Source organism: Mucilaginibacter aureus (genome assembly GCF_053514885.1).
Window position 1 is genome coordinate 3554961 of sequence record NZ_CP170601.1, and the last position, 25662, is coordinate 3580622.

At 46.8% G+C, this 25662-nt stretch carries 24 protein-coding genes and 2 pseudogenes; 16 read left to right on the top strand and 10 right to left on the bottom strand.

The window, feature by feature from the left end; all coding sequences use genetic code 11:
* Positions 1-90: 90 nt before the first annotated feature.
* The 3 genes from ACFGVR_RS15235 (at position 91) to gcvH (ending at position 2578) form a co-directional block, all read left to right on the top strand.
* On the top strand, positions 91-1623 hold the full coding sequence (locus tag ACFGVR_RS15235; protein WP_448698174.1) for a S8 family serine peptidase: 1533 nt from the start codon (positions 91-93) through the stop codon (positions 1621-1623).
* Complete coding sequence (locus ACFGVR_RS15240) at positions 1610-2077, top strand: Lrp/AsnC family transcriptional regulator (protein WP_448698175.1); 468 nt, start codon at positions 1610-1612, stop codon at positions 2075-2077. Before ACFGVR_RS15235 ends, ACFGVR_RS15240 begins: the two co-directional genes overlap by 14 nt.
* Positions 2078-2188: 111 nt before the next feature.
* Entirely contained in the window at positions 2189-2578 is a 390-nt protein-coding gene (gene gcvH / locus ACFGVR_RS15245) for a glycine cleavage system protein GcvH (RefSeq protein ID WP_448698176.1), read from the top strand.
* Positions 2579-2828: 250 nt separating this feature from the next.
* On the opposite strand, the gene ACFGVR_RS15250 is transcribed toward gcvH, so the two are convergent.
* From ACFGVR_RS15250 to ACFGVR_RS15270, 5 genes are all read right to left on the bottom strand, one after another.
* The gene (locus tag ACFGVR_RS15250) at positions 2829-3083 is read right to left on the bottom strand and encodes a hypothetical protein (protein ID WP_448698177.1); all 255 of its coding nucleotides are present in this window, start codon (positions 3081-3083) and stop codon (positions 2829-2831) included.
* Positions 3084-3093: 10 nt separating this feature from the next.
* Complete coding sequence (locus ACFGVR_RS15255) at positions 3094-3468, bottom strand: DUF6169 family protein (protein WP_448698178.1); 375 nt, start codon at positions 3466-3468, stop codon at positions 3094-3096.
* Between the two features lie 85 nt (positions 3469-3553).
* Complete coding sequence (locus tag ACFGVR_RS15260; protein WP_448698179.1) at positions 3554-3727, bottom strand: hypothetical protein; 174 nt, start codon at positions 3725-3727, stop codon at positions 3554-3556.
* Positions 3728-3953: 226 nt separating this feature from the next.
* Positions 3954-4223: a helix-turn-helix domain-containing protein gene (locus ACFGVR_RS15265; protein WP_448698180.1), complete on the bottom strand. Its 270-nt coding sequence runs from the start codon at positions 4221-4223 to the stop codon at positions 3954-3956.
* A gap of 373 nt (positions 4224-4596) precedes the next feature.
* Positions 4597-4815 (bottom strand): hypothetical protein, encoded by a 219-nt coding sequence (locus tag ACFGVR_RS15270; RefSeq protein ID WP_448698181.1) that lies wholly within the window; start codon positions 4813-4815, stop codon positions 4597-4599.
* 97 nt (positions 4816-4912) lie between these two features.
* Between ACFGVR_RS15270 and ACFGVR_RS15275 the strand changes: the two are divergent.
* Positions 4913-7510, top strand: a pseudogene (locus ACFGVR_RS15275) (thiopeptide-type bacteriocin biosynthesis protein); the annotation flags it as partial.
* Positions 7511-7525: 15 nt separating this feature from the next.
* Here the strand turns inward: ACFGVR_RS15275 and ACFGVR_RS15280 are convergent.
* On the bottom strand, positions 7526-8200 hold the full coding sequence (locus tag ACFGVR_RS15280; RefSeq protein ID WP_448698182.1) for a LytR/AlgR family response regulator transcription factor: 675 nt from the start codon (positions 8198-8200) through the stop codon (positions 7526-7528).
* A complete protein-coding gene (locus tag ACFGVR_RS15285; protein ID WP_448698183.1) occupies positions 8197-9159 on the bottom strand; it encodes a sensor histidine kinase in 963 nt (320 codons plus the stop codon). Before ACFGVR_RS15285 ends, ACFGVR_RS15280 begins: the two co-directional genes overlap by 4 nt.
* 77 nt (positions 9160-9236) lie before the next feature.
* Here ACFGVR_RS15285 and ACFGVR_RS15290 point away from each other — a divergent pair, with 77 nt between their 5' ends.
* The 4 genes from ACFGVR_RS15290 to ACFGVR_RS15305 all read left to right on the top strand — a co-directional run bounded on the left by ACFGVR_RS15290 (position 9237) and on the right by ACFGVR_RS15305 (position 11372).
* Entirely contained in the window at positions 9237-9398 is a 162-nt protein-coding gene (locus ACFGVR_RS15290) for a hypothetical protein (RefSeq protein ID WP_448698184.1), read from the top strand.
* A gap of 1 nt (position 9399) precedes the next feature.
* Positions 9400-10203: a hypothetical protein gene (locus ACFGVR_RS15295; protein WP_448698185.1), complete on the top strand. Its 804-nt coding sequence runs from the start codon at positions 9400-9402 to the stop codon at positions 10201-10203.
* 126 nt (positions 10204-10329) lie between these two features.
* Complete coding sequence (locus ACFGVR_RS15300; RefSeq protein ID WP_448698186.1) at positions 10330-10926, top strand: Panacea domain-containing protein; 597 nt, start codon at positions 10330-10332, stop codon at positions 10924-10926.
* Positions 10926-11372, top strand: coding sequence for a hypothetical protein (locus tag ACFGVR_RS15305; protein ID WP_448698187.1), 447 nt, complete (start codon positions 10926-10928; stop codon positions 11370-11372). Before ACFGVR_RS15300 ends, ACFGVR_RS15305 begins: the two co-directional genes overlap by 1 nt.
* A gap of 60 nt (positions 11373-11432) precedes the next feature.
* Here ACFGVR_RS15305 and ACFGVR_RS15310 read toward each other — a convergent pair whose 3' ends face one another.
* Positions 11433-11657, bottom strand: coding sequence for a hypothetical protein (locus ACFGVR_RS15310; protein ID WP_448698188.1), 225 nt, complete (start codon positions 11655-11657; stop codon positions 11433-11435).
* An 80-nt stretch (positions 11658-11737) separates the two neighbouring features.
* Here ACFGVR_RS15310 and ACFGVR_RS15315 point away from each other — a divergent pair, with 80 nt between their 5' ends.
* A complete protein-coding gene (locus ACFGVR_RS15315) occupies positions 11738-11968 on the top strand; it encodes a helix-turn-helix domain-containing protein (RefSeq protein ID WP_448698189.1) in 231 nt (76 codons plus the stop codon).
* Positions 11969-12379: 411 nt separating this feature from the next.
* A complete protein-coding gene (locus ACFGVR_RS15320; protein WP_448698190.1) occupies positions 12380-13444 on the top strand; it encodes a hypothetical protein in 1065 nt (354 codons plus the stop codon).
* A gap of 369 nt (positions 13445-13813) precedes the next feature.
* Here the strand turns inward: ACFGVR_RS15320 and ACFGVR_RS15325 are convergent, their stop codons facing one another.
* Positions 13814-14287 carry a hypothetical protein gene (locus ACFGVR_RS15325; protein ID WP_448698191.1) on the bottom strand — a complete coding sequence of 158 codons (474 nt, stop codon included), beginning with the start codon at positions 14285-14287 and terminating at the stop codon, positions 13814-13816.
* A gap of 94 nt (positions 14288-14381) precedes the next feature.
* Here ACFGVR_RS15325 and ACFGVR_RS15330 point away from each other — a divergent pair, with 94 nt between their 5' ends.
* The 6 genes from ACFGVR_RS15330 (at position 14382) to ACFGVR_RS15355 (ending at position 25170) form a co-directional block, all read left to right on the top strand.
* Entirely contained in the window at positions 14382-15176 is a 795-nt protein-coding gene (locus tag ACFGVR_RS15330; protein ID WP_448698192.1) for a DUF4393 domain-containing protein, read from the top strand.
* Between the two features lie 157 nt (positions 15177-15333).
* Positions 15334-16377, top strand: coding sequence for an IS110 family transposase (locus tag ACFGVR_RS15335; protein WP_448698193.1), 1044 nt, complete (start codon positions 15334-15336; stop codon positions 16375-16377).
* Positions 16378-16666: 289 nt separating this feature from the next.
* On the top strand, positions 16667-17917 hold the full coding sequence (locus ACFGVR_RS15340) for a hypothetical protein (RefSeq protein WP_448698194.1): 1251 nt from the start codon (positions 16667-16669) through the stop codon (positions 17915-17917).
* A gap of 174 nt (positions 17918-18091) precedes the next feature.
* Positions 18092-21388 (top strand): hypothetical protein, encoded by a 3297-nt coding sequence (locus tag ACFGVR_RS15345; RefSeq protein ID WP_448698195.1) that lies wholly within the window; start codon positions 18092-18094, stop codon positions 21386-21388.
* Between the two features lies 1 nt (position 21389).
* The gene (locus tag ACFGVR_RS15350) at positions 21390-24719 is read left to right on the top strand and encodes a DUF6443 domain-containing protein (RefSeq protein ID WP_448698196.1); all 3330 of its coding nucleotides are present in this window, start codon (positions 21390-21392) and stop codon (positions 24717-24719) included.
* Position 24720: 1 nt separating this feature from the next.
* On the top strand, positions 24721-25170 hold the full coding sequence (locus tag ACFGVR_RS15355) for a DUF4279 domain-containing protein (RefSeq protein ID WP_448698197.1): 450 nt from the start codon (positions 24721-24723) through the stop codon (positions 25168-25170).
* Positions 25171-25320: 150 nt separating this feature from the next.
* Here the strand turns inward: ACFGVR_RS15355 and ACFGVR_RS15360 are convergent.
* Positions 25321-25638, bottom strand: a pseudogene (locus tag ACFGVR_RS15360) (helix-turn-helix domain-containing protein); the annotation flags it as partial.
* Positions 25639-25662 lie beyond the last annotated feature (24 nt).

Below are 25662 nucleotides of genomic sequence, written 5' to 3' on the forward strand. Positions count from 1 at the left end.
GGCCAAACGGCCTTTACCCATAAATATTGAGGTTGTACAATAAATATCTGTGGACAAGTCCACAAAGCAGAAATTAGAAAGATAAATCCAATGAACTTGAATACCAAAATCAGCTTAATGATCGCCGCAGGCCTTTTCGGAACCGGCGCCTTTGCCCAGCAGATCCCGAACTGGCAAAATAAAGACCTCGCTGCAGACAGCATCTTCGGCATCAGCACCGAAAAAGCTTATCACCTGCTCAAAGGCAAAACACCCAAGCCCGTAATCGTCGCCGTCATCGATGCCGGCGTGGATACCAGCCATGAAGACCTCAAAAGTATCCTTTGGATCAACCTCAAAAAAAGAAAAGGCGATAACGGGACCTACGGCTGGAGCTATATCGGCTCGGACAAAGGCAACGTCCATTATGACAATTTAGAACTCACCCGCCAGGTGCGGCAATTCATCCAGCAAGATACCAGTAAGCTCAGTACCGGTGACCTGATGGCCTACCAGGCAGAAAAAAAGGACCTTGACCAGCAGCAAAAGGAAGCAGCCAGCGGCCTGAAATATTACACCAATTACCTGCGCGCCCTGAATTATTTCGCCGAACAGTCCGGTCAAACCAATCCCACCGTCAGCGACCTGGAAGCCTATCTCCCCAAAGTGGGCAGGAACTCCGACTACCTCCGGTTTGTGATCGGCGAATTGAAGAAAAAAGACAGTTATGAAGCGCTTAAAAAAGACACCCGGGATGCGATAGACCATTATCAGGCACAGGCCGATTACCAGCTCAATACCGCCTATGATCCCCGCCCGCTGTATGTCGGTGACGATTATTTCAACAGCAAACAACGCAATTACGGCAGTCCTGACGTAATGGGGCCCGACGCCACCCATGGCACCCATGTTTCCGGCATCATCGCCGCCGTCCGCCATAACGGTATCGGCCTCGACGGCATTGCTGACGATGTGAAAATATTAGCCATCCGCACCGTCCCCGACGGCGACGAGCGCGACAAAGACGTCGCCAACGCCATCCGTTACGCCGCCGACCACGGCGCCAAAGTGATCAATATGAGCTTTGGCAAGGACTACAGCCAGGACAAAAAAGCCGTGGACGAAGCCGTAAAATACGCGCTAAAAAAAGACGTATTGCTTATCCAGGCCGCCGGCAACAGCAATAAAAACATCGATTCCGCTGCTAATTTCCCCAACCGCAACTACCGCAACGGAAAAACCGCCGGCGCCTGGATCGTCGTGGGCGCTTCCGGGATGCATAACGACACCACGCTGAAAGCCAGCTTTTCCAATTACGGCAAAACGGCCGTCGACGTTTTCGCCCCCGGCGTACAGATCTATTCCAGCATCCCCGGTTCCAAATACGCCTATTTCGATGGCACCAGTATGGCCTGCCCCGTCGTGGCAGGCCTGGCCGCCCTGATCCGGGAGTACTATCCCAAACTCAAAGCCGCGGAAGTCAAGGATATTATTCTAACATCCGCGGTTAAAGTCAACCACCCGGTCAACCTGAAGATCGGCAAAACGACCCGCAAGGTGCCTTTCACCGACCTCTGTCAGACCGGGGGCATTGTAAACGCCTACCAGGCCTTGTTACTGGCATCCATCTATGACGCAAGATAAACCGGACAGCATCGACCTGAGGATCCTCAACATCCTGCAGCAGGAGGGCCGGATGGAAGTCAACCGGCTCGCCAAACTCGTGCACCTGACCCCCGGACCGGTCCATACCCGCATCGAGAAACTCCTCGCCCAGGGCTATATCCGCCGCTTCGGCGCGGTCCTCGACCGCGTCAGGATCGGCCGGCCCGTCCTGGTCGTCCTGATGGTGCGGCTGAAAGCACAGAACACGCCCCTCCTTGAAGCGTTCGAAGAACTCGTCAAAGACATGCCCCCGGTGCAATCCTGTTTTATCGTATCCGGCAGCTGGAACTTTATCCTGCAGGTCACCGCGGCCACACCACAGGATTACGCGGTCTGGCTGCTCGAAAAGATCACCAGCCACCCGAATGTAGGGGAGGTGGAGAGCAATTTCCTCCTTAAAGAATCCAAAAACAACGCCCTATTTGAGTTATAAGAAATTTCCAAATCGTTCTTTATCGTTTTTTCATTCGTAAATGAAATGTCAGTTAAAAAGACCCAACAGTAAGGGCGCCTCCTGGAAAGGCGCCCTTGATTTCCAAACCACATGAACAGCACCATCCACATCCCTCTTGACCGGAACTATACCCGGGACCATGAATGGCTCAAACGCGAAGGCGAAGAATACCTGACCGGCATCACCGCCTTCGCCGCCCGAGAACTGGGCGATATCGTTTTCCTCGACCTGCCCCAGCCGGGCACCGTATACCGGCAGGGCGAAGTCTTCGGCACCGTAGAAGCCGTCAAAACCGTCTCCGACCTGATCATGCCCGTCAGCGGCAGGATCACCGGCATCAACCCATTAGTACTGAAGACCCCCGAACTCGTCAACAGCGCCCCCTACGACGAAGGCTGGCTGGTCAGCATCACGACCTTTGACAGCTCCGGCCTGGACAGCCTGCTCAGTGCCATAGCCTACCGGGACCTCATCGGATGAAACTGTTTTTATCCAACCTGCCCTTTGAACCCGGCGGCAAAAGCAAAAGACCAGACCACCCGCCGCAAACACCCCGGGAGGATCCGGGAATGACCCGGCCGGGCACCTACCTGCGCTGTAAACGCTGCGGCCTGGTCTATCATCACCATTTCCCCTGGCCGCTGTTACTGGCCGGCCTGCCTTTGCCCTGGGACCGATACTTCTGCGGTTTATGCCTGCGGACGACTTACCGTTGGAAAAGACGCGATGGTCAATCACCATGCTGATGACCAAGATAGTCCTCCATTTGAAATTTTAATTGCAATAACTTATCATGGACCTGTTGTTGAGGGCTTCTATTTGCAAATTGTTTCCTGCGCTCCCGCCAAAACTCTTCCTCTTCCCTTTTCTCCATTGCAGTCGCAGGCTCGTTTGACGGAAACACGAAAGCCTCCGCAAGTTCCTGATCACGGAACTTGGAAAAATCCGTTAATTCATACTTTTTATCATTCTTCCTGGTCTTCATTAAAGATTAATCAATTATATAGTCCCCAATAGTCAATCGTGTGGTAAAAAGCCGCAATCAGCCTTTCTTTTTCAGGGTTATCGGTTCTCAGGATGATCGAACTATAAAACCCTTTGTTTGGAATTTTTGAGTTAAAATTATGCTTTTCGAGATCACTATCTGCTTCACGGAACCAACGGCCAAAGGTAACCTGCCTATTCCGGCCCTTACCATCGTTATCCATGCACATATAGAGCAGTGCATTATCAGGCTGAGATACGAAAAACTCCTGGATGATATGAATGATTGTATGTCTTACCTTTCCGTCATACCTCTTTATTTCAGCAACACTATCGCAGGTAAAACCAAAAGAAATCACGGCAATTTCATTTTCATCCTCATCCAACAAACTGAACTCGGTAAAATAAGCGACATACGTTATACCGGAAGTAGTAACAAACCGATAAGAGCCATCGAGAGCCCTTTCTACATCATATTGGGCGGACAAATTTGATACCCTTAAGAGACGATAATGCAACGCTGTTAGTCACAGCCTTAGCGATACGCTTTTTATCATCCATCAACTTGGTAAATGGATTGGCTTTCTTTTCAGCAGTTTTTTTACCGCTGACAGTCTTTACTGTAGTTGTTTTTCCTGCTTTCATATCTACAAATATCGAAGAAATTTGGAAAAAAAACAAAATTTTACGGATAGAGGTTTCACAAGAATGTCAAGAAAATGTAGCTGAATGAAATATAATGAATGTTCAAGGAAATCGTTTTTTCGCTGACTATTGGACATTGATTAGTTTTCGGGTATCAGTTCAGAAAGCTCTTTAACAATCTTACCTAATAGTCAAAACAATAGTGGGCATCTCGGTCGTAGAAAAATTAAAAGTTCTTTCTTGTAGCTTTGTGTTTTGGTATCGGAACCTCAAAGTTAAATATTTCAAAAGGTTGGATTTCTAGGGCCTTACAAACAGCGATTAATCCGCTTACAGATATGTTATTTGTGCCTCTGACAATTCGATAGACTTGACTATAACTAAATCCGGTCCTGTCTTGTATATCCTCTAATGCAATTTTTTTCTCGTTAGCAATAGACCATAATCTTTGCCTTATTTTTTTTAAAGATTCCTTGTCTATGAATTGCGCACCCATGAGACAAAAGGACTTTATTTAAAAAGAAAATATTATTCCAAATTTGGAATAATTAAGATTAATCTTTACTTTTGATATGTAAAGGAATTATAAGATTTGAAATAAAAGTTTTTATAGTATTCACGAGCCTCGCTAAGAAATCTGGTAAATTTTGTCGTGCGGGGGTAAGTGTTGCGCCATATCCTATATTTGTAGGTCCCCACTAAAAGGTGGGGCTGGCGCTCGCTTATTTTATCGCACGACAGCCTAAGTTTACTTGGGTGGGCTTACCAGAGCCTCTTAGCATTTGATAAGTAGAGACCAGCCCCTTCTTTGGGGTGTCTTTTCAAGGCTCGTTATAAATTACAATAACGGGTAGTCCCGCCAAAAAACGTTATGAAAAACCAATTGCTTCATCGTAGGATAACGTGATTGATTGAAGTTTTGTCAACGAGTCGCGATAGTGCGATTTCCTTGCCGATAAACTTGCGGCTGTTTTTGTGTCGACGGCGTTTTTTTCTTTCGGCTGACTTGCTAATAAAGCAGCAGCGGTCGTGATGATAAGGGTGATGCGGTTGATTTTTACGCGGATGCGGATACCTGTCTTTTTCATAATGGTTGAATTTGTATTTCCGGCAAAGTAAAGCTTGCGGGAGATGCGCAAACAGTAGGAAATAGGTATGATACCCTTTGAATTCTTTCCCGGTATGATGCAACGGTCGCCATATTACAGCCACCTGTCGTATGACCTGTCTCTTTTATCCGAAGTGTTGGGTAGGGACGAGTTCCGGCAAGCCCTGTTTTTAGCCAGCCCGGACTTTTACCGCTTACTCAAAAGCAAAGGATTTGAATGGGATAGGTTGGGGGAGAAGGAGCGGCATACGCTGCGCAAATATTACAACCGTATGTGCCATCGCCCGGTACCCTTTGGCGCTTTTGCTTCCTTTGGTAGGGCAGGGGATCAACAGGAAGCGGTATTGCATTTGTTTCCCGATGGGATCGAAACAAAACCTACACTGAGACCTTTGCCCGATGATACGCAGCTTTATTTGAACCCGACGCTTTACCGGATCGGTAAGCATTACCGTTATACTTTTACTTTGCGGGACGAGAAGGGCCGCTGCAGCTTCCGGCTCGACGCGATCGACGCGGTCCGTTTTAACCAGAACCTGATCCGGCTTTTCCGAAAAGGGCCGCTGACTGCCGGACAGGTACAGGAATGGATCATGGCCAATGCCGATTGCAGCCTGGAAGAAGCGGCGGATTACCTCTTCTTTTTTGTGGATGAGCAGGTCCTTTATACCCGGGACCAGGTATCACTGGTCGGCCCCGTCCCGGGCAGGAGCATTCCTTTTCCCGGTACCCCTGTCTGTGATCAGCCTTATTACGCAGCGCTGGAAAGATCGGTCAGTACGTCACCGGCGCAGGATCTATCAGCGCTTGTTCCTGCTCTGCGCAAACTTTGCCCGTCAAATCCTAACATGCAGCTCGAACAATTCAAAAAGGAATTCCGGCGGCGCTTCGACCGGCAGCGCGTGCCGCTGCTCCAGGCTTTGGACCCGGACGCCGGCATCGCGTACGGCGAACAGCGCGCACCGGTTGGCGCTTTATTGGAAAGCCTGCCTTTCAAAGCCAGTAATAATCACAGTCGCTCTCTCGACTGGCAGCAGGTGCACCAGCTATTGCTTAGGCGTTGGAATGTGTCGGGTATCATCTTGGAAGATAAAGACCTGAAAGACCTGCCCGAGACTTCCCTGCCCTTGCCGCCGACCATGCCCCTGATCTTCCGCGAAACCATAGCAGGTACACAGATCGACTATGCGGCGGGCGTATCCGCCTTGCAACTGGCCGGGCGTTTTTCCTTATTCAGCGAGTCCGTGCACCAGCACTGCCTGGATATTGCTTCCGCCGAGCAGGCGGCTAATCCCGATGTCATTTTCGCAGATATCGACCTGTTCTCGGACGCGCATGTGGACAATATCAACCGCAGGAAAGCCATTTATCGCTACCGCATCCCGCTGAATACCTGCCCGGAAAAAGGCCTCCTGCCAAACGACCTGCTGATATCTTTACAAGGAGACCACCTGGTGCTGGAGTCTAAAAGTTTGAGTAAGCGGGTCATCCCGAGGCTGGCGACGGCGTTTAATTACCGGCGCTGCGAACTGTCGCTGTTCCGCCTGCTTTGCGATATGCAATACGAGGGGGTACAGGGCAACCTGACCTTAGATCCGGAAACTTTGTTCCCTGGCCTGACTTTTTATCCAAGGGTCTCTTATCTGAAGTTTGTGCTCAGCCCTGCCAAATGGTACCTCAAAGCAGAAGAGGTGAATATCGCCGGTCTGCCCAGGCATGTCGCCCTGGGCGCTGCCGACCAGCAATTGGTCTTTGACCTGGGCAAGCCCGAAGAAGCCCTGTTTTTTAAAGCATGTTTGAACGGTACGGTCTGTATTCGCGAATATCTGCCGCCGATGAGCGATCATCTGGTGCAATTCGTTACCACGCTGCATAACCCTCAACCGGTCTACACTGCACTACCACTCGCAGCAAAAAGTAGCATGGTCACCCGAAGCTTTGCACCGGGCAGTGACTGGCTCTATCTGAAACTGTATTGCAGCCCGGCCACGGCCGATGAACTGATCGCCAAAGTAATTGCGCCGCTTGTTAAGCGGCATCAGCGGAATATGATTAATTGGTTCTTTATCCGTTATACCGAAGGCGGCCCGCACCTGCGGTTGCGCATCCGCAGCAACGACACCGGCAAACTCCTTGTCGCCATCCGGCAGCGGCTCCGTTCCACCGGGCTTGACCCTAAAGTAAGGGTCGAAGCCGATACCTATCACCGGGAACTCGAGCGCTATGGAGCGGCGCAGATCGAAAGGGTAGAAGTCGCGTTCCGGGAAGGCAGCGAACAGGTCGCGGCTTTTTATGAGCGGCACCTGCAACCCGGCGAAACGGAACTGTTCCGGTTCGCCCTGCAATACGCTTATGCCACGGCCTGCGCTTTTTTTAATGGCGAAGAACTCATCGCGTTTGGCCGGCAATGCGCCGGTAATTTTTTCACCGAGTTCGGCAGCGGTAAAGACCTGAAGGTCGCCCTCGATTTGCGCTACCGGGAACTGCGACCAAACATCAGCGCCTGGTTACAAAAAACCACGGCAACCGGAGCTTTGACTGCGCTGGTTGCAGCGACGCGGCACAAAGCAGAAAATGTACGCATAGCGCTGGCCGCCGACCTCATCCATATGCAGGTCAACCGCCTCTTTAACCAGGACCAGCGCCGGCAGGAACTGCTCGTTTACCATTGCCTGTACAAATACCTGCGCTCAGATCAGGCCCGCGCGCAGCTTCTCCTGGAAGGCGGCGCGGTAGCTCCGCCCGATGGTCAGCCGCTTGCCGCCGCTCAGGACCACCTCGTCAGCGATGACCTGATGGATATGCGCGTGGGCGACGATATAAGAGCGGTGGATGCGGGAGAAACGTTCCGCGGGTAATTGTTCCATGATTTCCGTGATCCCGGAATAGGTGATCACCTTACCGTTCTTTGAAAAGATCTCCACATAATTCAGCAACGCCGAAATATACAAGATCTCACCGATCTCGACCCGCGTCAGTTGACCATTACCCGTCTTTGCAAAAAAGTGCCCGGCCGGCGCCGTGCGCCTCGCCTTCTGGATAGCCATCAAAAACCGTTCATAAGCGATCGGCTTCAGCAAATAATCCAAAGCCTCCACCTCGAACGCCTCCGGCGCGAACTCCCGGAACGAAGTCGTAAAAACAATAGCAGCACTCTTGACCAGTTTCGCCAGTGCAATACCAGATAATTGCGGCATATCAATGTCCAGGAAAACAAGATCTGGGTTGAGTGCTGCCAGCAGGGCAGGGGCCTCGAGGGCTTTATTGGTCGATCCCACCAGTTCCAGTCCGGGCGTACGCGCAATAAAACGGCCCAGCAGTTCCGTGGCCGGCCTTTCGTCATCCACCGTCAAACAGCGCATCATAACGGTAAACTCAGCTCCAGCGAAAAATCATCAGCGGTTTCTAAAATATCTAACCGGTAACGCTTGCCATACGCATGATCGAGCCGCAACCGGATGTGTTCCAAACCAGTCGATAACCTGTGCTCCAAAATCTGCCTTTTGCGGTTGGAAGTCCTGAAGAATAAACGATCGCCCCTGGCTTCCAGCGTCAGCGTTGCTGGATTTTGTTCATCCTGCAGATCACCATGTTTGAACAGGTTCTCCGCCAGCGTCAGCAGCACCAACGGAATGACCTGGCCCTCCACTGCATCGATGTTCACTTCCAAAAACATTTGGCCGAAGCGGAACGCGTTGATCTCTACGAGATGCCGTAACTGCAAAGCCTCCGAATCTATCGACACCCGATCCGCAGGCGCAATACTGAACCGCATCAACTCGCCCAGCAGCAAAACACACCTGGCCGCCTCCGGCGAATGCTCATCCACCCGGCTGTAAATAAAGTTCAGCGTATTGAACAGCAAATGCGGCTGCATCTGCTGCTTATAATAAGCCACCTTAGCATCAGCGGCCTGCTTCCGGTAAAAAGAAAGATAGGACGCCACCCGGTAAAAAGCCGCCAGGATCGCGAAATACATCCCGCGCGCAAGATTTGTCGGCGCATACGCCCGGATATGCTGCAGCCGGATAGCCGGCGTGGCGCCCTTGTCCATCAGGTAATCCGCCGCACCCTTCACCCACAGCAAAGCCACAAAAGCGAACAGGACAGACAGCCAGGGCCTTCGGCGGCCGCTCACCCACACCAGCAGGTAAAAAAAGCCGATGTTGATCGCATAATAACAAGCATAAACATACGGCGGCTCGGTCCTCCGGACCGCGTAATACAACCAGCCCATCTCGTAACCGATGAGCAGCATCCAACAAAAAAAGTGCAATAGCAGGGTCTTTGCCCTTGGTAGAACATAAAATGGCGTTGATAACATAAGTGATGTTATTGGTATAAAATCTGTAAATGAGATTTCCCTGCCAGTTTATTTTACAATAATAACAAAAAAAGCAAATGAAACAGAAAAGCAAATTACCAGAAAAGAACAAACGGATCCAATCCGTTTACGGCCAGCCGCAAAACGACCTGCCGACGACCGATCCGACACAAACCAGCGGCGACCCGACCAGCGGGCTCCCGACCACCACAACCCATTTAGCCGGTTTCCGCCGTTAGTATGTTAAAGAATGAACTCCAGGACCCGGGCGGGGCCATCCCCGCCTGGGAAATGGCGCTCTTCTCGGCGGATAGTGATGAAACGCTCCGCCGTTATTACCAGTTCCATCTGAAGGAACTGTCGAAAAACTACGATGCTGAACTGTGCGACCACCTGCTGGAGCATTACGCGGCTTATCTTGACCTGGATATACCCGCGCCGAATGAGCATCATAAGCGTCTTTTAATCCAACTGCCACAATTGGGCGATACGGTACCGGAGCGTTTGCTGGCCGCCTATTTGGAAGATATGCAAGATACCCGCTATCCCTACACCTTTAGCGCATTAAAATATTTTAAGAATTTGTTAAACGGCCTTCGGCAATATGATGACCTGATCAGTTTACTTGTTCGTTATAATTTCAATCACCCTGCTTTCTTTGGTTATTTATATCAAAATGGTATTCGCGTAAATGTGTTACCGATGCCCGGCTATTGTTATGACAAACGCTGGCCATCGCTCGACCCGGCGCTCTTAACCCGGCCAGGTAGCGTCGCTCCAACAACTTTAGGACTCGACCTTTCCGTAGCGCAATTGGCTTGTTTGCTGCGCCTCAACTACCAGCAAGGGCTCTACGCTGGCGCCAGCCTGCAGGAAGTCTTCCATTTCGCGGCTACCCATTTCCACACCCGCCGGCAATCTCATATCTCCGAACGCAGTCTGGCTAAAGAATACTATAGTATCTCGCAAATCACTGCTGCGACCGTGCGTGATATGCTGATGAAGCAGGTGGCTCAGATCGACCGCGAATTCTTCCCGTCGTAATAAATGCTATTTCTCCAGAGGTCTCACTACTGCTACGGTGCTAAGATTATTTTTAATTTGCTAATTGTATTAGCATTTGCTATCTTTGTTCGTATTCCTTACTTTTGCATTATCTCCCAGCAACTTATGTTTAACAGCGATAGCATTTATACCAAAGAACAAATTGATAAACTAGGCAATGCCATTATCTTTTTGTGCGAGCGTGTAGGTCCGGTGTCCAAGACGAAATTGCTCAAGCTGATCTATCTGATCGAAGAGACCTCCGTTAAGAAATACGGCGTGCCGTTTTTTAACATCCGATTTGATGCCTGGCATTTAGGCCCGGTAGCACGCGACCTGTACCTGGAGATCACCGGTGAGACCTTTATGCTGGACCGGTATATTGATAAAAAGATGGTCGATGGCACGATCAACGTCGTTCCCAAACAAGACTTTTCTGATGACGAATTCAGCGATACTGAAATGAAGCTGATGGAGCAGATCGCGGTCACTTTCAAATACGCTCCTGCGGAAGACCTCGTCAAACTTACCCATCGTGAACATTCGCCCTGGCACCAGACAGCCGTAGAGCACGGTTTGCTGGAAGCCTTTGAGCAAAAACTGGCAACCTCTTCCAATGCCGAGATCGACCTGAGCCGTATCCTCGCCGGAGATGAAGAAAAATTGAAACGCTACCAGGGTTATAAGGAATTTATGGCGGAAAGCCGCAGCCTCAAACGCTAATGTATCACGCCGGATCGATCATTTACTTTCCGATATTTTATTTTAAGAACGGCGGGAGGTCGAAAGCCAAGTACTTTTTGGTGTTGAAAGAAGTTGAAGCTGGATTATTACTGGTCAGCCTGCCTTCCAGCATTGATCATTTGCCGCGGTTTAGCAAACAGGTACACGGTTGCCTGGAGGTCCCGGATGGCAATATCTGTTGCTATATTTTTAAAGCCGGCCAGGGTGTTTGCGATAATGGCTTTTCATTTGAGTTCGATACCTATGTATACGGCGAGTATTTAGACCAGTATGAAACCAGCTTGCTGGACGATATTTACCCCATTGAAAATATCGATTTCGAAATTATCGGCACGCTGACCGGAACAGAACTAGCCGCGGTCACTGCTTGCTTCGCCAGTAGCGCCAGTGTCAAACAAAAATACAAGAAACTGCTGCGCCACTAAATTATACAGCGAGCCTCCAGGAGGACCTTCATTTCGCCGACCAAAGACAATTGGCGGCACTTAACCGCGAATTCTTCCCGGCGTAGCCTGTAACAAATGCAATAAATTCTCTTTCTCCAGAAGCTGCGTAAGCTCCGCTAACCACGGATAACTGAAATACGTGTTCTCCTGCAAGCTTTCCGGGCTTTCCGCCAAAATATCTGCCAGACAATTCAAACCCATTTTTTGCGCTTGCGCACAAAAGGCAGGGCTAAAGCCGATCTCTTCCAGGTTCCGTTCAAGCATACTCAAATATAACCAATGTTGTTTAAAGTAGGTATATTATAAGCGGTTTATTTTTAGCGGACATTTGGCTTGTTTTGTCCATGCCCAAATACACCGATACCGAAGCACTGCTCGTCAAGATCGGCGAACGCATCCGCGAGCTGCGCCTGGCCAAAGGCGAGCCCAACGCGGAGAAATTCGCACTGAAGAACGACATCAACCGCGTGCAGTATTACGGCTACGAAAAGGGAAAGGATATGCAGCTGTCTTCGCTGCTGAAGGTCCTCAACGCTCTGGATACCTCCCTGCCCGAATTTTTTGAGGGGTTTTAACGAAGTAACAAAGCTATGATGTAGTTAATGCCTGCTTTTTGTAAAAGATCTAATAAAAATCGTAGCACCTGTTCCCATTATTGTTTCTCTGCATTACTGCGTATGCAGATAGGGGCAACAGCGCAGGTGAGCAAACAGAAGGCGATCTTTCACAAGGACAAGGGGGGCTTTTTGATCTGGCCGGATAGGGGCATTTTCAGGTGTTTTACTCACCTTGGTATTATTAACTTAATTGTTTCCTTATCAATTGAATAGAAATAAGAAAGTCCAATTATTTCAGCAATGTTAATAATATTAGTGCCGCTTTATTTGAATATGTTGTTCTGGTTGCTAATATTTGCCGGTATTAATTGCGTATGATTGTTTCTGCGCTCCCCTTAGTTATTGTATTTATCACTATTGAATAAACCCATGAAGAAACTTCTCCTTGCCACGATTTTGGCTGTGGCTTTTTACAGCCAATCGTTGGCGCAAACAAACGTAAGTCCCGATACTACAGCTATTGGCATAGGCGCGACAAGCTATGTGTGGCCGTACAAGTTCCCCTACCAAAACCATCACATAGCCTATTACGGATTGGGTTGGCACACGGACGCCGAGCAACAGCACGGCGGCTATATGGCGTACTTAAGTGGATGGTCTGGCATAAAGTTCTTTACAGACGAGTTGCCTCGAATGACAATTAAGCAAGATGGCAGCGTCGGCATCGGCACAAATACCCCTGGTTACAAACTGGAGATTACCGGAAGTACCGGCGGCAGGGGCCTTATGGGTAATGGTAGTATGGGGCAGTATTACGAGATACTACCTTACGAAATAGGCAGTCATAATAATGCCGGATGGTCAGGAACGATGTTTGGCGTTAGAACTGGCGGACTTAACAGTGCTTCAAAACCTCTTACTCAGAATGTGAGTGCCAACAGCTCAGACTATCAACAAGCATGGGCCATGACCTTTAGTTCGGATAAAAATGCAAGCAATGGCGCTGCTTTCTCCTTGTGGAGCGCCGATGCAACTACCCCCAATACGGAAATGTCAGAGGTTTTCCGTGTTCAAAGTAATGGTGCAGTGGGCATCAATACCAATTATATTCCCTCGGGGTATCAATTGGCTGTTAATGGAACGGTGATTTTTACACAGGCTTATGTGCAGCTAAGAGGCAGTTGGCCAGACTATGTTTTCAAAAAGGGTTACCAATTAAGGCCGCTTTCCGAAGTCAAAAGTTACATAGATCAAAACCAGCATTTGCCGGATATGCCAGACGCCGCAACCGTAAAGAAGGAGGGCCTCAACCTGGGCGAGATCAACAAAGCCTTGCTTAAAAAAGTGGAGGAACTGACGCTGTACCTGATCGAAAAGGACGAGAAAGTGGCTGAGCTGGAAAAATTGAGCAAAGAGCAGAAAACCCTCATGGCTATTCAAGAGGCCCGATTAAAAAAAATAGAAACCGCACTGCGACAGATTGCAGGCAAATAACACGAACCATCAAATGAAAAAAAACTGTTTACCCTAATTACCTTCGTCCTTTTTTAGTGCACACGCGGAGAACAGATTGTTTTCATAATTGTTGAAATTAACAAGAACCTGTATCCAATAAGATTAGGATGCGAGGTTCTATAAGCCGGTGGTTGCCAGGTAGACGAGTGTAGATTCGTTGACGGAGAAGTGGAAGGGGAAGGTGGTCGCCATATGTTTATGGGTTTGATAATGGAGTTAGATTTGAAGACCCGGATGGAATATGGCCAGGACAAGGGTTTTTAACAGACTTTCTTGAAAGCGCGCAGCTCTTTCGTCAGTAGGTAGCTGTGCCACTAAAGAACAGCTATACGAGGATAACGACCATTGTTATTTAACCATGCAATTCAAATATCCCTGAAACTCTTCGGCAACTGCACGATGGACGGTTACATCAATACCTGCGATTTGAAATACTTTGATTTTTTGGGCCTTAAATTGCCTGAGTACAGCGGGACTGCAGGTTAACACCGTTTCATAGTTATACCCGTCCCGACTGTTTAGCCATATTTTATTGATTTTCTGGCCAAAGTATCGCAAGGTATGGCCGTCATCTAACTTGATGTATAATCCAGCTTCGTCACTGGAAACCAGCTCTTTGATGTTGAAGTTGATGGTTACCGTGGTATCACGGCCATTAATCACCGCTTTGAGCGCCATGCTCATATCAGGGCCGGTGCAGGTAATCACCTTCGTTACCTTATCGGTATCACGGACGAGGTCAGCACAATAGTCGGTCTGCGCATGGGCGATGCCGAGCGAACCGAGCAAAAAAATGGCGAGTAAGGATAAGCGCATCATCATTAGGGCAAGGCGTTGATTCGCTAAATATGCAAAATTTATTACAAACTAATGCGAATCAGGGTTGTTTAACTCTGTATCTTTATAAAAAAAACAGATGTCGGAAGGAAGTGTTAAGTCGGTGGCGGAGATTCTGGGAAGTGTGGTAAAACCCATGTACGACGACGCGGTGCAGCCCGCGGCCAAGCAGGTTGGCAGAACATTGGAAACGGTTACCAAAACCGTCAATATGGCATTAATGCCGATCAAGGTACTGGTCTGGGGTTATGAACAAATTGAATCCTGGCTAACCTCGCGCCTGGCTGAAAAGTTGCGTAACGTGCCGGACGAGCACATTGTCACTCCGGCTCCTGCCATTGCCGGGCCAGCGATAGAAGCCTTACGCTATGCCGGTTACGACGAGCATTTGCGGGAGTTATACGCCAATCTCCTAGCCGCTGCTATGGATAGCGATACGGTAGCCCAGGCCCATCCGGGGTACGTCGAAGTGTTAAAAAATCTGTCGTCTGAGGAAGCGATATTGTTGCGGGCATTTATCCATACCGCATCTTATCCGGCCGTGCATATCAAAAGTGTAGCGGCCCATGATGGTTCACATTCCATTGCAAAACGCTATCACGCTACTTTTGCGCAAGTCATAACCTTGCAGCACGCTGAATTGATCCCTTCCTACCTTGATAATCTGTTACGCCTGGGTATTTTGGAAAGCCCGGGGCAAGTCAGGGCCTCCGACAGTACTTCTTACGAATTGCTGGAGACCGGCAAAGACCTGGAAGCGGTATTCACCGAGATACTTCATCAGGGCAGGCATGTTGAGTTTGAGCGAATCGTCATCCGGCTGACGAACTTCGGCGGGCAGTTCGTACAGAAGGTGGTGAAAGAAAAAGCATAACAGTCGCGGCGCATTACGGCATGGTTCAGGTTAATCAGGCCTGTCTATTCGATTAATCCGGGACTGTTTTCTTATCATGGCAGGGCGCATTAGTTCAATGGAAGACTTCAGGTCTACGTCCGCGAGTAATCCCTGCCATGAGCTAATTTGGTCAGGTATGGAAACGAGAAAGCGGAACTACAATTACTTTGTCGGTACAGATATTTCCAAGCATAAACTGGATCATGCTGTGGTGTATGAAGGGAGAGTACTGTTTCATAAGGTGACCGCAAATAATCCCAACGGCATACAGGAACTTTTCGAAGCCCTATTGGCTATAGCTGGTTTCCGAATGAACCGGACGTTGTTCTGTATGGAACAGACCGGCTTGTATGGTCACTATTTGTTAGATACGCTACATCGCCATCGGGCGCATGTCGTATTGGAAATTCCGTCGAAAATCCGGAACTCTTTAGGCATTGTTCGCAATAAAAATGATAAGATCGATGCCATACGCATAGCGGGCTATGCGTATCAGAACCGGAATAAACTTCAACTTTGGGAGCCGAAACGGCCAATATTGCAAGAGCTGGCTCTGATGACCTCACTCCGCCGCCGCCTGGTGAATGTCCGGACGGCCTTAAAGCGTCCCCTCAAAGAACATGGTCAGTTTCATCAGCAAAAGGATCATCAACGCTTATCGAATATGTGTATTTCGACATTGGAGGCCATTGAACACGATATCGGAGTCGTTGATCAGCATATGCAAACGATTGTCGGAAAAGATGAACGGCTGCACCAGCTGATGGAACTGGTGACCTCGGTTCCGAGCATCGGCACGTTAACCGGCTTACAGATTATCATCTGCACCAACGAATTTAAAAGCATCCGGGACCCGAAGAAATTTGCTTGTTATGCCGGAGTGGCACCCTTTATTAACGAATCCGGTAAATATAAAGGCAAAGCCAAACTATCCAATATTGCCAATAAGCGAATGAAAGCACTGCTCCATCTGAGTGCATTGTGTGCCATTAGAAACATCCCGGAAATCAAAGCCTATTTCGAGAGACGAACCAAAATCGACAATAAGCCCAGGATGTCGGTGGTTAATGCGATTCGATATAAGATCATCCTGCGAATCTTCGCGTGTGTGAATCAAAATCGAATGTATGAAAAAGTATATGACCGGAATTCCCGCAATGTTCAAGATGCTGTCAACTGAATATTGATGTTTGATATTTTTCGAGAGGGTTTAAACGTAGGCCGACTGATACCAGGTCGGTTGGTTATGCACAACGACCACAATAATCAAATCCGGTCATCCTCATTTAACTTATTGTCTATTAATTAAAAGCGGCAGTTAATTAAGGCTATTTTCAGGAATGTTAATAATATTAGTGCCGCTTTATTTGAATATGTTGCTCCGGTTGTCAATATTTGCCGGTATTAATTGCGTATGATTGTTTCTGCGCTCCCCTTAGTTATTGTATTTATCATTATTGAATAGACCCATGAAGAAAATTTTCCTTGCCACGATAGTGGCCATGGCTACGTATGGCCAATCCTCAGCGCAAACGAATAAACTTGAACCAACCGGCGATGTCGGTATCGGGACTACAACCCCGGGTTCATTATTGCATGTTTCAGGAGGTGCCCGAAACGGACTAAGGATCGACGGAGCCTTGAACGGTACCTCAACGAGCAAATATTTAAGCATCTGGCAGGGTGCCGGTGGCATAGGCATTGATCCTATTGGTACCGGGCAGATTTATTTGGGTTATGACCAGCCGTCGGATATTTTCTTTGGTGGCTCATCGCCAAAAGGAATTTGGAATCTAAACGGCAATGTTGGTATCGGCACCACCACCCCATTTGATAGGTTGGAAGTTTCCGATGGATGGATTTCCGTATTAAACAACTTATCTGTAGGTGGCGCAGAAGGCAATGGCTTGCGCCTGTTCGGCAACTTAGGAAACAGAAACTATCGTGCCATTAGCTTTACGCCCTTTGTACCTGCGGGAAGCCTCGGCGTCGATTATGTCGGCTTGAAAGTGTTTACATCAAACGGCGGTACCAATGTTGTGAATGCACTGACTATTTTACCGGAGGGAAATCTTGGCATCAATACAGATACACCCGCATCGCTTTTCCAAGTTGACGACGGCGTTAGTAAAGCGTCTATTGGTAGTGCGGGTGATTCACAGGTACTTAATTGGGGTACGAGTTATTTGGGATTCAACGCTTCAAGAATCGGCTCCGCGCCCAATTTCAGTTGGCTAACCAACGGTGACACGCACAATAATGGCGGCGGGGTAATTTATAGTTCGGTCCTCGGGGACATGTATTTCGCAACCGTACCAACTACCGGGGCTACGGGCCAAACGCTGCTCGACGCCGACATCGCCGGCCATATTGCTCTCAAAATAGATCACACCAACGGCGCGGTGTACGCGAAGCAGATGTATGTGCAACTTACCGGCTTTCCAGACTATGTGTTCAAAAAGGATTACAAGCTGATGTCGCTTGCGCAGGTGAAATCGTATATCGACCGGAACCATCACCTGCCTGATATGCCAGCTGCATCTGTCGTTGAAAAAGACGGGATCAATTTGGGTGAGATGAACAAGGTGCTCACCAAGAAAGTGGAGGAACTGACGCTGTACCTCATTGAAAAGGATAAAGAGATTAAAGAATTTAAGGTAGCTGAAAATGAGCGTATTAAAAAATTGGAAAAGCGCTTAGCCGAACTGGAGAAACAATAAGTGACTAGCTACTTCAGGACGCCCGGGTTAATAAATTAGAAATAAAATAAACGGAAAGCAGGATTAAGCGATTCGGGAAGATACGAAGATCAATAGGGCATTTAATATCTAAGACGATCTCCATCTTGCATCATTAATACATACAAAATCAATTATCAGATATCAATTATCGTAATGAAAAAAATTGCACTTATTGTTACTTGCATCTTCTGTCATTTGGCAGATGGTTTTGCGCAACAACCGAAGATTGTTCCCTCATCACCCGAGGCAGCAAGCTTAGCAAAATTTATCAATTACCCGGTGAACTTCAATACCGGAGTGCCCAATATCAGTATTCCGTTATTTGAGGTTAACTCAGGAAGTTTGTCATTGCCCATAACACTAAGTTATCACGCTGGTGGAATCAAAGTAAATGAAAAATCTACTTGGGTTGGGCTGGGCTGGAGTTTGAGCGCCGAGCCAGAAATTACAAGAACAGTAAACGGCAGCGATGATATCGCAACTTTTGGCTATTCGGGATCCGATGTGGGTAACCCTGCTCTTAACCGCGATTTGAATTATATGAAAAACATTGTAAATGGCTCAATCGACGAAAACCCGGACGACTTTTATTATCATCTCAGTAATAAAAGCGGTAAATTTTATATGCATAAGGCTGCGGGCGGAGCTTATAATTTCCTCCCCATTCCATATGAACCATTGGCTATTAAATTTGGCCAGGGCAATATACCTATCCAGATTACCGATGAAACAGGCATAACTTACCATTTTGGAGATAGCACCGGGTACACCTATCACCATGCTATTGAAATGCAGGAAGTTGGAGATTACAATTCGGTGAGTACATGGAAATGCACACAGATGATCTCGCCGTCCAAAAAGGACACTATCTTTTTTTCGTATTCTTCTCCCGTAATGAAGTTAAATTATGGCATTAATGAGAAGTATGTGATTTATGATAATGAGAGAACCGTTGATGATTCTGGTTATCTTTTGGGGGTACCTATAGGAGATGGGGATGGTGGCGTACATGTTTCTATCGCAACCCCCTTGATAAGTGCCGTATACAACCCTGAGCGGTTTTATGATCATAATGGAGCCGACAGTATCGTATTAACTCCGGTTACCAATTACCATTTTCCGGCAGAACCGGGAGTTACAATTACTACAACTAATACCATTAAGATACAAGAGATCAAATACCGGTCAGGCAAGGTGCAGTTCTTCCTACGGACAAATAAAAACATGTTGGATTCGATCAGGGTATACGACAGTAATAACCTGCTTAAAAAATCGATTAAATTTTATTACACCTTTTGGGATAACACTCCTGCTGTAGGTACCCCCGACGACCGTACCCGTCTCGATTCCATCGCGATCAGGGGAAGCAACTCTGTAACCGTCGAAAAATACGCATTTGATTACAACCCAAGTTATGACATCCCGATGGGAATGAAACGCTCTGATATCAGAGGTTATCATAGCAATACAAATATTTCGTTTGCCAGTTATATCACTGATTCTGAAAGTTCGGTACCTCAGCAAACCGTCACCATCCAAAAGCCGGGTGTCCATATAGAATTTAACCCACTCGGATATTTGGCTTGGGGGCAGGACCCTTTTTGGTCCATTGATAACCCACCCTATTCCTTTGATATTACGATCGGTACGCCTGCACTAACGCCTTCTATCACTTCTCCGCCAGACTTTACGCAGGCGTTTATGCTAAAGAAAATACATTATCCAACAGGAGGCCGTACTGAATTCACATACGAAAGTAACCAGGTTTACGATCAGTCACAAGGGTTGACAGTGTCATCGAGCGGTTTGCGAATCAAAAGCATCAAGTTTTTTAAGGACAATACGACTACTTCCGCCTTTGAGAAAAATTACAAATACGGCATCGGCGAAACAGGTAGAGGAGTAACGACGGGATTGGAAAACATTGGCACGTTTAGCTATGCGCAAACAATATATCGTCCATTGGTCGTGGCTAATGAATTTACTTTTAGCCCCTGGAAGCAGAGAGTGAGAACCTACAACGCGAGATCTTTTTCTGATCTGGTATTTTCCGACGGTTCGCCGGTTGTTTATCAGGAGGTGGCAGAGTACCAAAGCGATATGGGTTCCCAAACAGGTAAAACAGTATACAAATATGACTATCCGCTCGATTTTTCTTTTTATGATGTAGATTATGCGCCGATGACGCTACCTAAAACTGATTGGCACTTAGGGACGCTCACGTCCAAAACGGACTACGCAAGAGCTAACAGTAATTATGTATGGGTTAAAAAAAACGACTTTACTTATAAAAAATATAACAGGCCGGACAGCATATATGTCGGGATGGCCCACCCTGTAAATATAATTGAAGAAAATCCAACGTATCCCTATACTTTACCAGCAGATACCTGGCGCATCATCACTTATGCGCATACAGCTTTACAAGTAGGGAAAATGCTCCCTTTGAGAGAAGATGAATATACAAGAGAATTAGAAGATACTTTAAATTACGTTAGTCAAAGCAAATATTATTTTTACGATAATCCGGATCATATGTTCGCGACTAGGACGATGACCGTGAATAGTAAAGGTGACACGCTAACGGCCTATTCCTCACATCCCCAAGATTATGCTTCTTCGGATGCCATGGTTGGACCAATGATTACTGCAAACATGTTAGCTTATCCAATAGAGCAAATTTCGGCCATTACTCATGCCGGGGCAAGCCAGCCATCAATAACAGCAGGGTCAATAAATACTTACAACTCCGATTCGACCCCTAGCGCTGCATACACGCTTGAGACTGCAAATCCAATATCGCTACCTGGTTTTAAATTTTCGAACGTATCCTTAGGTAACTTACCTCAGGGTACAACTAAACAAACATTTGTAAAAGACGGTACCTATGTGTTAAAAGAAACATTTAATAATTACGACAGTTTTGGACACATACGCCAACTTACTAATAATCAAAACAATGTTGTTTCTTACAAATGGGGATACAACAACACCTATCCAATTGCGGAATGCAAGAATGCCAATTACGACGAATTCATGTTTGAAGATTTTGAGGGCAATGGCTCAATAGCGTCAAACTACGGTACAACGCACACAGGTAGTGGAAGCTTTTCAGGGACTATTAACCTGAGTTCTTACTTTAGTTCAACACTGCACGGAAAAGCATATACCCTTAGTTATTTTAAATATAACGGAGCGGGATGGGATTACATTCAAGCCGATTACAGCGGGCAAACAATCTCGGGTATTTTAGATGATATACGCATTTTTCCTAAAAATGCATTGATAACGACCTATACTTATCAATTATTAACCGGAATAACAAGTGTAACCGATGCAAAAGGGCAAACAACTTATTACGAATACGATGCTGTGCAACGCCTGAACACTATCAGGGATCAGAATGGAAATATTTTAAAACATACCGACTATCATTACGCAGGACAATAAGATGAAAAGACCAACACGAAATAAATCTGCAATGTCATGGGTATGGTTTGCCAGCTTAGTTGCAATAGCCTTGCAATGCAAGGCACAATCGGCAGATACTACTTTAAATACAGCTGTTACCACAGCCAAAGTAGTCAGGGCGACACACCGCATTTCATTAAGCCCCGGATTTTCGGGCAACGGGACAAACGGGATCATTCATTTTGTTATAGTGCCTCCATTGGTACAAAGCTGTGTCCCGCTTGCAGCAAATCTAAGTTCCGATCAAAATTATGTGCAAACTATGGTGCCCCGGGTGCCAATAACCGATCCATCCACATTGTCTTCAAAAAACACCTGTGAGGTTATGGAATCTGTGCAGTACTTTGATGGCCTAGGCAGGCTGGCACAAACGGTGCAGGTTAAAGGTGCACCCAGTGCAGATAAGGATATCGTATCGTTAACAGCTTATGATCCCTTTGGCCGTGAAGCGATAAAGTACCTGCCTTATGCATCAGCAACAGCAGATGGCAGCTATAAGGCGACCGGCTTTAGCGATCAATGGAACTACTATGATTCGCCGCCAACCGGGGTAGCTCCTAACTATTTCCCCGCGTCTCAAACGATGTTTGATTCATCGCCTTTAAGTAAGGCCGTTGAACAGGGTTTTCCCGGCGATGCATTTCAACCCGGTGCATATGCTACAGATGATGGCGGACACACCGTTAAAACTGAACGCGGCTACAATACTGCCACAGGTGACAGGGCCGTCAGAATGTATCTGGCCGGCCCGGGCACAGGGTCCGAACGGGTTTTAAGCAGTTCGGGTAACTACCCGCTAAATCAACTCTACCTTACCATTACAAAAAACGAAAATTGGAGTAGCGGGAAAAGCGGCACTGCGGAGGAATATAAAGACAAGGAGGAAAGGGTGGTCTTAAAAAGAATTTGGCAAGATGAAAGCACGCCATTATCTACATATTATGTTTATGATGACATGGGCAACTTAAGTTTTGTGCTCCCGCCGGGTTCGCACGCCGATTCAGCAACACCATCGGGAGCGCTCTTTGATAACTTTTGCTACCAGTACCGGTATGATGCCAGAAAGCGCCTTGTAGAAAAGAAGATACCAGGTTCGGGATGGCAATACACCGTTTATAATCTGCTCGACCAGGTTGTAGCAACCCAGGATAATAACCAAAGAATCAATAATGAGTGGATAATTACTAAATACGACACGCTGCGAAGAGCAGTAGTTACAGGCATCTGGACCAATACCAACACAGCAATCAGCCCGTCGAGCCTGAAGGCCCTGGTTGACACCCATGGCCTTAGTGAACTACGGGACAACGCGCAGACTTACGGCTATACATTAAACCAGAGCTACCCCACCAGCCTTGACACCATATTAAGTATCAACTATTACGATGACTATAACATTAGCGGGCTCCCTTATGATCATCATACCGAAAACAGCACGATGACCAAGGGCCTGGAGACCGCCGGAAGGATTAATGTTTTAGGAACAACAGAACTCCTGTGGTCGGCAAATTACTATGATGATCTAGGCCGTACAACACATAATTACAATCAGCATTACCTGAATGGTTCGTCCAATTTAAACACTGCCAACTATGACCATAACTCAACTAGTTATGATTTCAGCGGGTCTCCGATAAATATCGTACGCGAACATTACATCAATAATAGCGGAACGCCATCATTAACCGTCGCCCTGAAAGATAGTTTAGCTTACGATCATCTTGGGAGAAAAAGGCAATCCTGGTCAAAAATTAATAGCGGGCAACAAATATTGTTAAGCCAGGTTGATTACAACGAGATTGGGCAAATGCAGACAAAACATTTACATAGCGAGAACAACGGGACAAGCTTTTTACAGGATGTTTCTTTTGACTATAATGTCCGCGGGTGGCTAACGGATATCGGCAGTAGTAAATTTTCGATGAATATTGCCTATAACACCGGTTTGGTGACTGCCGCGACCCCGCAATATAACGGAAACATCGCCGAAATGAGTTATAGAGGCGACTACAGCGGCAGCAAAGGATTTAGTTATACCTACGATGCAATCAACCGGCTGACGAATGCCGTCTCTTCGGACGGTGCCTTGAACGAAGCTGTAGCTTATGATGGGATGGGAAATATTACCAGCCTAAACCGCAGCGGGGCAAGCCCGGCAAGTTTAAGCTATACTTATGCAAGCAGCAATCAGAGCAATCAACTCACCTCCGTAACAAACGGGGGGAGCTCGTTTCGTAACTATGCTTATGATGCCAACGGTAACGCCACATCCGACGGAGGGAGCCAGGCCATTAATTACAACAGCCTGAATTTGCCAGTAAAAGTAACTCAGGGGGCTACGGTTAAATCAACTTATACCTATAATGCGGCCGGAATCAAGATCAGAAACATCGGGACTGACGGAACGTGGGATTATGATAATGGTATTGTTTATCAAAATAACGCCATTAGCTTTATACAGACCGAAGAAGGCAGGGCGAGCCGAAACCCATCGGATGGCACATATCGTTATGAGTATAATCTAAAAGATCACTTAGGTAATACAAGGGTATCATTTGATAAGGGCACCGATGGATCAGCAAGAGTTATACAGGAAGATGAATACTACGCTTTTGGTCTAAGAAAGCAGGGCGGTTACGATTTATCAAACAACAACCGCTACCTTTATAACGGAAAAGAGATACAGACTGATTTAGCTAACCAGTATGATTATGGCGCAAGGTTCTATGATCCGGTGATAGGGAGGTGGACGAGTGTCGATCCGTTGGCGGAGGACTATAACCATCTGACGCCTTACAACTATGTAGAGAACAATCCTATTTTGATGACTGACCCCGATGGCATGGGTAGCGATACTACAAAAAAAGTCACACCGCCCTCTCCGAAAAAATTAAAAGAAGTCACTATTACTGCAAAAAAAGAAAGTAAAGCAGGGATTGGTGCAATACTTCTATCAGCAGCCGCAAGCGTGCCTAAACCTTTGTTGGTATTTGATAGTTTTGTGCAGGAAATACCAATAGTAAACGCCTTGGCGGATGCTGTTACGGTGGGATACGTTATTTATGACTTGACAAAGGATAAGCATATTAAGGCCATTGTTCCGAAAGGTAAAGTAACTCGTGTTTCCGACAACGAGATTAAAAACATGAAAGCTAAAGGGTTTGACCCACACGATCATAAGCCACAACAAGGTAATACTGGCGGCAAAATTGATTTATGGAAAGATGTTGATGGTAATTTGTTCTTTAGAACAGAAAATGGGACACATTATGAGCCTTTATACGAAAATATTAATAGCATTTTGAAATAGCATGACTGAGAATAAAAACATAAAACCTGACGAGTTTGGATGTAACTTGTACATAGACACAGCAGAAGATCATCCATCTACTTTTGATGAATTACTTTCAATAAAAGCAACAGATATAATAGTCAAAAATACACCTAAAACTCATCCCAGGACGAAAGAAGTAATAGAGGGCGCTGTTAACAACCACAATCTGTGGATATACAAAATTGAAAAGCAATATGCCCAGTCTGGAATATATTTAAATAAATCAATCGAGATTATGCTTTCTATTATGGATAATGACAAGACAGTTTTTCATGACATCTTGCGCAGATATCCGAAGAATCATCTTTTGTGCTATGCCTATTTTTTTGATGTTAACCCTTATTTTAAATTTGATAAAGCTTTAATTGAGCGTCTCAATTATTACAACATTGACTTGGAATTCGATATATATTGTTTAACTGATTAGGAATATTTATTCGATCTAGTAACGGTAATATGTCAAACTTGCTGGTGCCAACTCCCCCCTGTACTGGTGCACGTCTGCGACGTGTGTAATAACGTCCGCTTTGGCTCTATTGCATCTAATAACAAAGCCTGGCCGATTGCCGGGCTTTGTTCATTTATCGTTACTTACGTTTAGCTTTGTTATCCCTTGCAGGGCATCCACAACCATAAATACCTGCTTTTTATCCTCATCATGCAAAGATGAGATTTCGCCTATGCGACTTAGTACCGTACTATCCAATTCCGTATTTGTAAGTTCCGAGAGGTAATCTAATGACACCTCCAAGGCTTTGGCTATCTTTGCTGCTATCTCAATCGAAGGCAATGCTTCTTCCCGTTCATATCTGCCCAACACGTTTGCGTGCAACCCTATCTTCGAAGCGAGTTCGCTTTGAGATACCTTATCTCTTTTTCTAACGGTAACTATTCGGCTTCCAAAGCTGTTATAAGCAGT

Coding starts and splice junctions, on each gene's coding strand:
- ACFGVR_RS15235 (WP_448698174.1), top strand. CDS start 91: ATGAACTTGAATACCAAAATCAGCTTAATGATCGCCGCAGGCCTTTTC.
- ACFGVR_RS15240 (WP_448698175.1), top strand. CDS start 1,610: ATGACGCAAGATAAACCGGACAGCATCGACCTGAGGATCCTCAACATC.
- gcvH (WP_448698176.1), top strand. CDS start 2,189: ATGAACAGCACCATCCACATCCCTCTTGACCGGAACTATACCCGGGAC.
- ACFGVR_RS15250 (WP_448698177.1), bottom strand. CDS start 3,083: ATGAAGACCAGGAAGAATGATAAAAAGTATGAATTAACGGATTTTTCC.
- ACFGVR_RS15260 (WP_448698179.1), bottom strand. CDS start 3,727: ATGAAAGCAGGAAAAACAACTACAGTAAAGACTGTCAGCGGTAAAAAA.
- ACFGVR_RS15265 (WP_448698180.1), bottom strand. CDS start 4,223: ATGGGTGCGCAATTCATAGACAAGGAATCTTTAAAAAAAATAAGGCAA.
- ACFGVR_RS15270 (WP_448698181.1), bottom strand. CDS start 4,815: ATGAAAAAGACAGGTATCCGCATCCGCGTAAAAATCAACCGCATCACC.
- ACFGVR_RS15280 (WP_448698182.1), bottom strand. CDS start 8,200: ATGATGCGCTGTTTGACGGTGGATGACGAAAGGCCGGCCACGGAACTG.
- ACFGVR_RS15285 (WP_448698183.1), bottom strand. CDS start 9,159: ATGTTATCAACGCCATTTTATGTTCTACCAAGGGCAAAGACCCTGCTA.
- ACFGVR_RS15290 (WP_448698184.1), top strand. CDS start 9,237: ATGAAACAGAAAAGCAAATTACCAGAAAAGAACAAACGGATCCAATCC.
- ACFGVR_RS15295 (WP_448698185.1), top strand. CDS start 9,400: ATGTTAAAGAATGAACTCCAGGACCCGGGCGGGGCCATCCCCGCCTGG.
- ACFGVR_RS15300 (WP_448698186.1), top strand. CDS start 10,330: ATGTTTAACAGCGATAGCATTTATACCAAAGAACAAATTGATAAACTA.
- ACFGVR_RS15305 (WP_448698187.1), top strand. CDS start 10,926: ATGTATCACGCCGGATCGATCATTTACTTTCCGATATTTTATTTTAAG.
- ACFGVR_RS15310 (WP_448698188.1), bottom strand. CDS start 11,657: ATGCTTGAACGGAACCTGGAAGAGATCGGCTTTAGCCCTGCCTTTTGT.
- ACFGVR_RS15315 (WP_448698189.1), top strand. CDS start 11,738: ATGCCCAAATACACCGATACCGAAGCACTGCTCGTCAAGATCGGCGAA.
- ACFGVR_RS15320 (WP_448698190.1), top strand. CDS start 12,380: ATGAAGAAACTTCTCCTTGCCACGATTTTGGCTGTGGCTTTTTACAGC.
- ACFGVR_RS15325 (WP_448698191.1), bottom strand. CDS start 14,287: ATGATGATGCGCTTATCCTTACTCGCCATTTTTTTGCTCGGTTCGCTC.
- ACFGVR_RS15330 (WP_448698192.1), top strand. CDS start 14,382: ATGTCGGAAGGAAGTGTTAAGTCGGTGGCGGAGATTCTGGGAAGTGTG.
- ACFGVR_RS15335 (WP_448698193.1), top strand. CDS start 15,334: ATGGAAACGAGAAAGCGGAACTACAATTACTTTGTCGGTACAGATATT.
- ACFGVR_RS15340 (WP_448698194.1), top strand. CDS start 16,667: ATGAAGAAAATTTTCCTTGCCACGATAGTGGCCATGGCTACGTATGGC.
- ACFGVR_RS15345 (WP_448698195.1), top strand. CDS start 18,092: ATGAAAAAAATTGCACTTATTGTTACTTGCATCTTCTGTCATTTGGCA.
- ACFGVR_RS15350 (WP_448698196.1), top strand. CDS start 21,390: ATGAAAAGACCAACACGAAATAAATCTGCAATGTCATGGGTATGGTTT.
- ACFGVR_RS15355 (WP_448698197.1), top strand. CDS start 24,721: ATGACTGAGAATAAAAACATAAAACCTGACGAGTTTGGATGTAACTTG.